Below are 10,212 nucleotides of genomic sequence, written 5' to 3'. Positions count from 1 at the left end.
ACGCTTATCGGCTGTATATTTTTAACGATCCGTCAAAACAATCTCTTGTTTTGCTTGCTTCGCTGCGATCAGCGGAGCCTTCGATTATGACACGGTTTTTTAAGAACCGGCAAACTTTTTTCGCTTTCTTTCGCTTCTCACAACCGCTTCACTGGGAAGCCGCTGCAGTTCGCGTTTTCTGCGGAGCCTTCGATTATGACACAGTTTTTTCGACTTCGTCAACCTCGAGAGGCTTTTTCTCTCCCGCCAGTCACTTCGATCAACTCGCAACCCGGAAGCTGCTTCGTCGCCGTCGTTTTCAGCGGAGCCTTCGATTATGACACAGTTTTTAGAACCAGATCAAGACCGAAGGGCCTTTTTTGTTCTCGGCGATCTTTCGATCTTCTTCTTGTGTGGTCCCTTGAAGTTTCCTTCCAGGAACCCGGCGAAGTTACCTTCGCGTTTAGCCGAGCCTACGAGTATATGACACTTTTGGGGCCTCGCCAGCACTTCGCTCCGATAATCGCTCCCACATGGCACTCATCACACTCCTCGACGCGCAACTCGCGTTCGGCCACGTCCCGCTGCTCGACCATGCGGACTTCTCTCTCATCGAAGCGGAGCGCATCGGCCTGATCGGCCGCAACGGCGCGGGCAAGTCCTCGCTGCTCAAGATACTGGCGGGGCTCGAGAAGCCCGACGACGGCACGCTCCAGATACAACAGAACGTGCGCGTGACCTATGTCGCCCAGGAGCCCGTGCTGGACATGGAGGCGGACGTCTTCACGGCCGCCAGCGCGGGACTGGGCGAGGTGATCGCGATCCGCGACCAGTACCTGTCGGGCGCGCCCGGGCTGGACCTGGACGCCCTGCAGTCCCAGATCGAGTCCTTCGATGCCTGGAACTGGGAACAGCGCGTGGAAGAGACGCTGCATCGGCTGCATCTCGATGGCGCCGCCCGTGTCGGCTCGCTGTCCGGCGGCACGCGCAAGCGCGTCGCCCTGGCGCAGGCACTGGTGGCCGCCCCCGACGTGCTGCTGCTGGACGAGCCCACCAACCACCTGGACCTCGATTCGATCGAGTGGCTGGAGCAGCTGCTGATCGACTTCAAGGGCAGCGTGGTGACCATCACCCACGACCGCAGCTTCCTGAACCGGGTCGCCACCCGGATCGTGGAGCTCGACCGCGGCAAGCTCGGCTCCTACCCGGGCAATTTCGAGCAGTACCTTCTACAGAAGGAAGAGCAGCTGGCCCAGGAAGCGGTGATCAATGCCAAGGCCGACAAGCTGCTGGCGCAGGAGGAGATCTGGATCCGCAAAGGCGTGGAGGCGCGCCGCACACGCAGCCAGAGCCGCATCAGCCGGCTGCAGGAGCTGCGCGCCAACCGCGCGTCGCGGCGCGAGGTGCAGGGCAGCGTGAACATGGACGTGGCCTCGGGGCAGTCGAGCGGCAAGATCGTGGCGGAGCTGACCGAGGCGACGAAGTCCTTCGGCGACAAGACCGTGATCCGCGGCTTCACGGGCACCATCCTGCGCGGCGACAAGGTCGGCCTGATCGGCCCCAACGGCGCCGGCAAGACCACGCTGCTGAAGCTGATCCTCGGAGAGCTCGAGCCCGATGCCGGCAAGATCCGCCGTGGCGCCAACCTGCAGGTGGCCTATTTCGACCAGATGCGCAACGCGCTGAACCTGGACGCCACGCTCGAAGACTTCATCAGCCCGGGGAGCGAATGGATCGAGATCGGCAGCCAGCGCAAGCACGTCAAGAGCTACCTGGCCGATTTCCTGTTCTCGCCGGCGCGCGCCCATTCGCCGGTGCGCTCGCTGAGCGGCGGCGAGCGCAACCGGCTGCTGCTGGCCCGCCTGTTCGCGCGGCCGGCCAACGTGCTGGTGCTCGACGAGCCGACCAACGACCTCGACATCGACACGCTGGAACTGCTCGAGGACCTGCTGCAGAACTACGACGGCACCGTGTTCCTGGTGAGCCATGACCGGACCTTCCTCGACAACGTGGTGACCAGCACCATCGCCTTCGAGGGCGACGGTCGCTGGCGCGAGTACGAGGGCAGCGTGCAGGACTGGCTGACCCAATCCAAGCGTGCCCGCGAGATCGCCCAGCAACGCGCCGCGGCCGCGCCGCCGCCCGCCGCGGCCCCGGTCACTGCCGCGCCGCCCCCCGCGCCCGCCGCAAAGCCCGTGGCGACCCGCAAGAAGCTCAGCTACAAGGAACAGCGCGAACTCGAGACGCTGCCGGGGCGGATCGCCGAGCTCGAGGATGAACAGAAGCGGATCAGCGAAATCCTGGCGCTCGACGGCGGCGCGATCTACGCCACCGACGCATCGCGCGCGGCCGAGCTGGCCGAGCGCCATGCCCGCATCGACGAAGAGCTGATGGCCGCACTGGAACGCTGGGAAGCGCTCGGGTCCGCAGGCTAGCGGAGGCTTTGTCCGACGCGACGGGGGACGACGGCGCTCTATATATAGCGCCGTCCTCGCTCTTTTCCTCGCCGCATGCCCTTCAGAAACGCCCTCGGGCGAACCGCAGCCTGTCTCGCACTCGTCCTGGCCTTGGGCCTCGGGGGCTGCGCGGAACTGCCCAAGAACGTCGATCGGCCGGTCTCGACCGCGCTGCCCGCTCCCGCAACGACACCGCTGGGCGAGCTGGTGCAGCAGCGGCGGGCCGCCGCCGGCACGCGCTACGAATCCGGCTTCGTCCTGCTCGACGGGGCACCGGCCGCGTATGGCAGTCGGCTGGCGCTGGTCGAGGGCGCCCGCAAGACGCTGGACCTGCAGTACTACGCGATCCACGCCGACGCCAGCACGGCCCGGCTGCTGAAGGCGGTGCGCGAGGCCGCCGAGCGCGGCGTGCGGGTTCGAATCCTGCTCGACGATCTGCACAGCACCGGCCGGGACGCGGTCGTGATGCGAATGGCGCTGGTGCCGAATGTAGAGATGCGGATGTTCAATCCGCTGGCGGGCGCCCGCGCCTCGACGCTGGGCCGGCTGTTCGGCTCCATCGACGATGCCGCGCGGATCCAGCAGCGCATGCACAACAAGCTGTTCATTGCCGACAACGTGCTGGCGGTGGCCGGCGGCCGGAACCTCGGCGACGCCTACTTCGGCAAGGACCGCAAGGGCAACTTCATCGATCTCGACGTGCTGGTGGCGGGGCCGCTGGTGCAGGACCTGTCGCGCAGCTTCGACGCCTACTGGAACAACGAGCGCGCCTACCCGGTGCAGTCCTTGGTGACGGCCAAGGAACTGGACCAGATCCGCGAGCAGGCGCGCGCCGACGCCAAGGCGGAGCGCGAACGGCAGGCCGGCAACCCGCCGCCGGCCGATGGCGCAGCGGACACCGGCGCGTCCGCCGCCGAGGTCCGCGCGCAGGTCTGGGACGAACGGCCATTGGACCTCCGGACCGCCGATTTCGTCTGGGCCCCGGCGGTCGTGCTGGCCGACAAGCCGGGCAAGATCCCGCCGGACGGCGCCAATGCCAGCGCCGATGTCGGCAAGGCACCCGGACTCACGGTGACGCAGACGGGCCGGCGCCCGCAGGGCGGGGCCGCAAAGAACGATGCGTCGCTTGCTGCCGCAGCCGACGCCGCGGCCGATGGCGAGACGGTGGTCGATGGACTGCTGCAGCTGATCGGCCAGGCCCGCAGCGACCTGCTGGTGATCTCGCCCTATTTCGTGCCCGGCGCCGACATGAAACAGGCCTTCGCCGCGGCCCGGGCCCGTGGGGTGCGAATCCGCGTGCTGACCAACTCACTGGCGTCGAACGATGCGCCCGTGGCCCATGTGGGCTACGCCCGGCATCGCGACGAACTGCTCGCGATGGGCGTGGAGCTCTACGAACTGCGCAGCGAGCAGGCCGGACTCGGCAACGCATTCGGTTCAGGCAGCGGCGGCGGCAGCGCGCCGGGCGGATCGCGCTCGATGCTGCATTCGAAGGTGCTGGTGATCGACGGCCGGCTGCTGGTGGTCGGGTCGATGAACCTGGACCTGCGCTCGCAGCACCAGAACACCGAGATCGCAGTGCTGGTGCGCAGCGACACGCTGTCGCGGACGGCCGCCCAGAAAATCGACCAGGTGATGCGCGAAGGCGCCTGGCACGTGGTGCGCAGCGACGGGCGCATGGTGTGGAAGGCGCCCGAAGGCAGCGGCCTCGAGGACGCCACCGCCGAGCCCGACACCAGCGCGGGCCTGCGGGCGATGGTGAAGCTCTTCGGCCCCCTGGCACCGGACGCCCTGCTCTGAGCGCTGGGCGCAGCCCCGGTCAGATCTGGTCGCGGACCCTCGCGAACACCTTCCAGAAGGCCGCGTCCTGCGCGGTCGCGAAGTTGATCCGCATCAGCGTGGTCGGCGGCCGCCGGGCATGGAACAACGAGCCGGGCGCCAGCAGATAACCCTCGTCGAGCATGCGCTGGGTCAGCGCGTCGGTGTCGACACCGGTGTCGACCCAGCCGAACAGGCCGGCCGGCTCCGAGGCCAGCGTGCAGCCGGCGGCCAGCGCCAGCTTGACCGTGCGGCCGCGGGCGCCGTCGAGCCTGACGCGCACCCGCTCGGCATGCCGGCGCAGCTGGCCCTGGTCGATGCACCAGGCCAACGCGCGCTCGAACAGCGCGGGCGAGGTCAGGGTCGCGAGCAGCTTGGTCTCGAGCAGGCGGCCGATCAGCGCCGGCGAGGCGGCGACGAAGCCGATGCGCCAGTTGGGCGCCAGGATCTTGGCGAAGCCGCCGACATAGATGGTGCGCTGCAGCCCGTCCATCGCGCAGAGGCGGGTCGCGTGTTCGGGCGCCAGGTGGCTGTAGGTGTCGTCCTCGACGATGTGGAAGTCGTGCCGGTTGGCGAGCTGCAGCACCCGATGCGCGCTGCCCGGCGTCAGGCTGTAGCCGGTCGGGTTGTGCAGCACGCTCACGCTGACGAAGAGCTTGGGCTTGTGGGCGTCGCCCGCCGTGCAGTAGCGCTCCATCACCTCCAGGTCGGGGCCGTCGGCCTTGCGCGGCACCGGCAGGATGCGCATGCCCAGCGCCTCGAGTCGCGCGAACTCGAGCGCCCAGCCCGGCTCCTCGACCATCACGGGATCGCCGGGCCGCAGCAGGGTGCGGCTCACGATGTCGAGCGCATGGGTGGCGCCGATGGTGGTCACGATCTGCTCGGGCGCGGCCGGCACGCTGATGGCGGCCAGCCGGGTCGACAGGCTGCGCCGCAGGCTGCCGTCGCCCGCCGGCTCGCCATATTGCAGCGACAGTTCCTGCAGCGCCTTGCCGCTGGTCACCCGGCGCACCGCCGCCGGCATGAAGGTCGATTCGAGCCAGTCGGGCGGAAAGACGCCCATGCCGGGCTGCGGCTTGTCGCTCGGGCGATGGAACATGCCGCGGATGAGCGTGCTGGCATCGGCCGCCACCAGGGGCGCGGGTGCCAGGGCCGGCGCCGGGCCGGCGCTGTCCGGCGGCGGACCCGCGACGGGGCCCGAATCGCGCACGTAGAAGCCGCGCTGGCGGCGCGCCTCGACCAGGCCCTGGGCGAGCAATTGATCGTAGGCGGCAACCACGGTGTGCGGGCTCACGCCCTGCTGGCGCGCACACTCTCGCACCGAGGGGAGCCGCGCGCCGGGCGGCAGCAAGCGGTTGCGGATCCGCTCGGAAAAGCGGTCGGCGAGCTGCCCGGTCAGTGACTGGGCGGAGGTTCGTGTCAGCATGACGCGTATTGTTCTGTGTCAATGAGCCGACCGATACAGACAGCGCCTATGTTCGTTTATCTGTACCGGTACTGTAATGGTCATCAGTTTAAAGTGTGTCCCATGAACTGGCAAGAATTCACTGCGCTGCTGGTGTTGGCCACGGCGATGAGTTTCTCGCCGGGCCCCAACACCACGCTGTCGACCGCGCTCGCCGCCAACGGCGGCCTGCCCCGCGCCATGCGCTTCGTCTGGGCGGTGCCGGTCGGCTGGAGCCTGCTGCTCGCCCTGTGTGCGGCCGGCATCGGCGCCCTGGTGGTCGCGGCGCCTTCGCTGCGCTGGTTCATCAAGGCCTTCGGCATCGCCTACCTGCTCTGGCTGGCCTGGAAGCTCAGCGGCAGCCGGGCCCTCGGCCAGGCCGACGGCGCGCAGCTGCGGGTCGGCTTCAAGCAGGGCGTGATGCTCCAGTTCCTCAACATCAAGGCCTGGCTGCTGGCTCTGACCCTGGTCGCCAACTTCATCGCCGGCCAGCCCGATGCCTTGCAGCGCTACGCGATCGTGGCGCCGGTGATGCTGGTCTATGCCTTCGCCAGCAACTTCCTCTATGCGCTGGCCGGCGCCGTGCTGCGCCACTGGCTGGCCCAGGGACAGCGCCTGCTGTGGTTCAACCGCGCGATGGCGGCCCTGCTGGCACTCACGGCCTGGTGGATGGCGGGCGCATGAAGACCAGGGACGAAACCCTCGGCATGTGGCTGGGCGTGCTCGGCGTCGCCATCTTCGCGGTGACGCTGCCGATGACCCGGCTGGCGACCGGGACGCAGGCCGCCCCGCAGCTCTCGCCCTGGTTCGTGACGCTCGGGCGGGCGGCGCTGGCCGGCGTCCTGTCGGTGATATTTCTGCTCGTCACCCGCTCGCCGCGACCGCAGCGCGTGCACTGGAAGCCGCTCGGCATGGCGGTGCTCGGCAACGCGATCGGCTACCCCTTGCTGCTCGCCTATGCGCTGCGCGTGGTCAGTGCCAGCCATGCCGCGGTGATCACCGCGCTGCTGCCGCTGGTGACCGCGGCCTGCGCCGCCTGGGTGCTGCACCAGCGCGCGCGCCTGGGCTTCTGGCTCTGCGCCATCGCCGGCAGTGCGCTGGTGGTCGCGTTCTCGGTGCTGCGGGCCCAGTCGCACGGCGGCGGTTTCGGCTTCGAGTGGGCCGACGTGCTGCTGGTGGGCGCGGTCGTGGCGGCATCGCTGGGCTACATCTACGGCGCCCAGGTGACGCCGGCGCTCGGCGCCGAGCGCGTGATCTGCTGGGTCTGCGCGATGGCGCTCCCGGTGACCTTGCCCGGCACCCTGGTGCTGTGGCCCGCACAGCCGGTGGCGGCTTCGGCCTGGGTCGGCTTCGTCTACGTCGGCGTATTCTCGATGTGGATGGGCTTCTTCGCCTGGTACCGCGGACTGGCCATGGGCGGCGCCCTGCGCGTCAGCCAGACCCAGCTGCTGCAGCCGTTCCTCTCGATCCTGGCGGCCGTGCCGCTGCTCGGCGAGCCGCTCGATGTCGTCACCCTCGGCTTCGCCGCGGCCGTGGTGGCCACCGTGGTCGCAGGCAAGAAGCTGTCCCAGCCGCGCGCGCCGCTGGTCGCCGCCGCGGCCTCCCGTTAGTCTCTCGCACTCCAAAGGAAACAACATGAACTGGAAACTCGCCGCCCGCGCCGAAAAGATGAATCCTTCGGTGCTGCGTGAAATCCTCAAGGTCACCGAACGCCCCGGCATCATCAGCCTGGCCGGCGGCCTGCCCTCGCCCAAGGCCTTCCCGATCAACGCCTTCGCCGAAGCCTGCGCCGAAGTGCTGCACAAGGACGGCCAGGCCGCCCTGCAGTACGGCGCGAGCGAAGGCTACACCCCGCTGCGCGAAGCGGTGGCCGCGATGCTGCCCTGGCCGGTCGACCCGGCGCAGGTGCTGATCACCACCGGCTCGCAGCAGGGCCTGGACCTTGTCGCCAAGGTGCTGCTGGACCCCGGCAGCCGGGTGCTGGTCGAGACGCCGACCTACCTCGGCGCGCTACAGGCCTTCTCGCCGATGGAGCCGGAGCCGGTCAGCGTCGCCAGCGACAACGAGGGCGTGGTGGTCGACGACATGGTTGCCAAGGCGCAGGACGCGCGCTTCATCTACCTGCTGCCCAACTTCCAGAACCCGACCGGCCGCACCATGACCGAGGAGCGCCGCGCCGCGGTGTCGGCCGCCGCCGCCAAGGCCGGCCTGCCGATCGTCGAGGACAACCCCTACGGCGAGCTCTGGTTCGACAGCGCGCCGGCGCTGCCGCTCACGGCCCGCAACCCCGAAGGCTGCATCTACCTGGGCTCGTTCTCGAAGGTGCTGGCACCGGGCCTGCGCCTGGGCTTCATGGTGGCGCCCAAGGCGATCTTCCCCAAGCTGCTGCAGGCCAAGCAGGCGGCCGACCTGCATTCGCCGAGCTTCAACCAGCGCATGGTCCACGAGGTCATGAAGGACGGCTTCCTGTCGCGCCACGTGCCGACCATCCGCGCCCTCTACAAGCGCCAGTGCGAGGCCATGGTGGCGGCGCTGCAGCGCGAGATGAAAGGCCTGTCGGTCGAGTTCGTCAAGCCGGCCGGCGGCATGTTCCTGTGGGTGCGGCTGCCCGAGGGCATCGATACCGTGGCGCTGCTGCCGAAGGCGGTCGAGCGCGGCGTGGCCTTCGTGCCGGGCGCGCCTTTCTATGCCGGCCAGGGCGATCCGCGCACCTTGCGCCTGTCCTTCGTGACCGCCAGCGTCGACGAGATCGACACCGCGATCGCCGCCCTGGCCGAGGTCGTGCGCGAACAGCTGGCCCACCACATGGCGGCCGAGGTGCAGCGGCAGCTGGCCGCCAGCCCCGCCTGACAAAAGAAAAGGCCGCAGCAACGGCTTCCAGCGCGCTCTGCTCGCTGCGATGATGGCGGGCCGGCGCTACGGCTCACGCTCGCCTCGTCCATCGAAGGATCTCCGACATGCTCAATATCTGGGGGCGCATCAGCTCCATCAACGTGCGCAAAGTGGTCTGGTGCGCCCAGGAACTCGGGCTCGATTTCCAGCGCACCGAGGCGGGCGGCCGCTTCGGCGTGGTGCAGACGCCCGAATACCTGCAGCTCAACCCGAACGCCATGGTGCCGACCATCGACGACGGCGAGGGCGCCGACCGGGTCACGCTGTGGGAGTCGAACGTGATCGTGCGCTACCTGTGCGCCAAGCACTCGCCCGGCAAGCTCTATCCCGAGCCGCTGGCCGCACGCTTCGACGCCGAACGCTGGATGGACTGGCAGCAGACCACCTTGAACCCGGTCAGCGGCGGCGCCTTCAGGCAATGGATCCGGACGCCGCCCGAGCAGCGGCAGCCCGAGGCGATCGCCTATTCGGTGCGCGCCACCGAGCCGCTGTTCGCACTGCTCGACGCCCATCTCGCCAGCCGCGCGTTCATGTGCGGCGACCATTTCACGATGGCCGACATCCCGGTCGGCTGCGAGGCGCACCGCTGGTTCGGGCTGCCCCAGACCGAATACACGCGGCCGGCCTGGCCGCATGTCGAGCGCTGGTTCGCCGACCTGCGCACCCGCGCCGCCGCCCGCGGCGTGCTCGACCTGGCCCTCGAATGACCACCACCATGATCTCCCGCCCCTTCAAGCAGGTCGACGTCTTCACGTCGACGCCCTATTTCGGCAATCCCCTCGCGGTCGTTCTCGACGGCAGCGGCATCGACGACGCCGCGATGCAGCGCTTCGCCGCCTGGACCAACCTGTCGGAGACCACGTTCGTGCTGCCGCCGACCGAGCCGACCGCCGACTACCGGGTGCGCATCTTCACGCCGGGCGGCGAACTGCCCTTCGCGGGCCATCCGACGCTCGGCAGCTGCCACGCGTGGCTGCAGGCCGGCGGCAAGCCGAAGGCGGCCGGCCACATCGTGCAGCAGAGCGCGGTGGGCCTGGTGCCGATCCGGCGCGAGGGAGAGCGCCTGGCCTTCGCCGCGCCGCCGGTGAAGCGCATCGCGCCGAGCCCGACCTTGCTGGCCAAGGTCGCGGCCGCGCTGGGGCTGAAGGCGCAACAGATCGTCACCGCCCAGCTGCTCGACAACGGGCCCGCCTGGCTCGGGCTGCTGCTCGCCGATGCCGACACGGTGCTCACGCTCAAGCCCGACCACCGCGCGCTGCGCGAACTGGGGCAGAAGGTCGGCGTCGCGGGCCTGCCGTCGTCGGCCGCCTCGCCGGTGCTGATCGCGCGCTCGAACCGCGAGGCGCGCGCCTTCGCGCGCACCGAAGAAGCGCCGGCCGACATCGAGGTGCGCGCCTTCGCGGCACCGGTCGGCATCGAGGAAGACCCGGTCACGGGCAGCTTCAACGCCAGCCTGGCGCAATGGCTGATCGCTGACGGGCATCTGCCTGAAAGCTATGTCGCGGCGCAAGGCCAGACCCTGGGGCGCGCGGGCCGTGTTCACATCCAGCGCGATGCCGACGGCCAGGTGTGGGTCGGCGGCGACTCGGTGACCTGCGTCGACGGCAGCGTCATGCTCTGACG

The 10,212-nt window shown here is 69.2% G+C and carries 9 protein-coding genes; 8 read left to right on the top strand and 1 reads right to left on the bottom strand.

The features are described 5' to 3' along the window. The 3 genes from QTI17_RS13910 to QTI17_RS13900 all read left to right on the top strand — a co-directional run. Positions 1-320: hypothetical protein (locus QTI17_RS13910; protein ID WP_286533809.1), on the top strand; the 320-nt coding region annotated here is incomplete at its 5' end. A 192-nt stretch (positions 321-512) separates the two neighbouring features. Further along, a complete protein-coding gene (locus QTI17_RS13905) occupies positions 513-2,414 on the top strand; it encodes an ATP-binding cassette domain-containing protein (protein WP_286533808.1) in 1,902 nt (633 codons plus the stop codon). Positions 2,415-2,489: 75 nt separating this feature from the next. Next, the gene (locus QTI17_RS13900) at positions 2,490-4,235 is read left to right on the top strand and encodes a phospholipase D family protein (protein WP_286533806.1); all 1,746 of its coding nucleotides are present in this window, start codon (positions 2,490-2,492) and stop codon (positions 4,233-4,235) included. 19 nt (positions 4,236-4,254) lie between these two features. Here the strand turns inward: QTI17_RS13900 and QTI17_RS13895 are convergent, their stop codons facing one another. After that, a complete protein-coding gene (locus tag QTI17_RS13895) occupies positions 4,255-5,679 on the bottom strand; it encodes an aminotransferase-like domain-containing protein (RefSeq protein WP_286533805.1) in 1,425 nt (474 codons plus the stop codon). 102 nt (positions 5,680-5,781) lie between these two features. On the opposite strand from QTI17_RS13895, the gene QTI17_RS13890 reads away from it, so the two are divergent. From QTI17_RS13890 to QTI17_RS13870, 5 genes are all read left to right on the top strand, one after another. Further along, complete coding sequence (locus QTI17_RS13890) at positions 5,782-6,381, top strand: LysE family translocator (protein ID WP_286533804.1); 600 nt, start codon at positions 5,782-5,784, stop codon at positions 6,379-6,381. Next, a complete protein-coding gene (locus QTI17_RS13885; RefSeq protein WP_286533803.1) occupies positions 6,378-7,307 on the top strand; it encodes a DMT family transporter in 930 nt (309 codons plus the stop codon). The genes QTI17_RS13890 and QTI17_RS13885 overlap by 4 nt, the downstream gene beginning before the upstream one ends. Positions 7,308-7,332: 25 nt before the next feature. After that, complete coding sequence (locus tag QTI17_RS13880; protein ID WP_286533801.1) at positions 7,333-8,547, top strand: aminotransferase-like domain-containing protein; 1,215 nt, start codon at positions 7,333-7,335, stop codon at positions 8,545-8,547. A 107-nt stretch (positions 8,548-8,654) separates the two neighbouring features. Next, the gene (locus QTI17_RS13875) at positions 8,655-9,296 is read left to right on the top strand and encodes a glutathione S-transferase (RefSeq protein WP_286533799.1); all 642 of its coding nucleotides are present in this window, start codon (positions 8,655-8,657) and stop codon (positions 9,294-9,296) included. An 8-nt stretch (positions 9,297-9,304) separates the two neighbouring features. Continuing rightward, positions 9,305-10,210, top strand: a complete 906-nt coding sequence (locus QTI17_RS13870) for a PhzF family phenazine biosynthesis protein (RefSeq protein WP_286533798.1) — start codon at positions 9,305-9,307, stop codon at positions 10,208-10,210. The last annotated feature ends 2 nt before the right edge of the window (positions 10,211-10,212 follow it).

The organism is Variovorax sp. J31P179, assembly GCF_030316985.1.
Classification (GTDB): Bacteria; Pseudomonadota; Gammaproteobacteria; order Burkholderiales; family Burkholderiaceae_C; genus Variovorax; species Variovorax ginsengisoli_B.
This window is presented reverse-complemented; position numbering and strand designations above follow the sequence as displayed.

Coding starts and splice junctions, on each gene's coding strand:
- QTI17_RS13885 (WP_286533803.1), top strand. CDS start 6,378: ATGAAGACCAGGGACGAAACCCTCGGCATGTGGCTGGGCGTGCTCGGC.
- QTI17_RS13880 (WP_286533801.1), top strand. CDS start 7,333: ATGAACTGGAAACTCGCCGCCCGCGCCGAAAAGATGAATCCTTCGGTG.
- QTI17_RS13890 (WP_286533804.1), top strand. CDS start 5,782: ATGAACTGGCAAGAATTCACTGCGCTGCTGGTGTTGGCCACGGCGATG.
- QTI17_RS13900 (WP_286533806.1), top strand. CDS start 2,490: ATGCCCTTCAGAAACGCCCTCGGGCGAACCGCAGCCTGTCTCGCACTC.
- QTI17_RS13870 (WP_286533798.1), top strand. CDS start 9,305: ATGATCTCCCGCCCCTTCAAGCAGGTCGACGTCTTCACGTCGACGCCC.
- QTI17_RS13905 (WP_286533808.1), top strand. CDS start 513: ATGGCACTCATCACACTCCTCGACGCGCAACTCGCGTTCGGCCACGTC.
- QTI17_RS13875 (WP_286533799.1), top strand. CDS start 8,655: ATGCTCAATATCTGGGGGCGCATCAGCTCCATCAACGTGCGCAAAGTG.
- QTI17_RS13895 (WP_286533805.1), bottom strand. CDS start 5,679: ATGCTGACACGAACCTCCGCCCAGTCACTGACCGGGCAGCTCGCCGAC.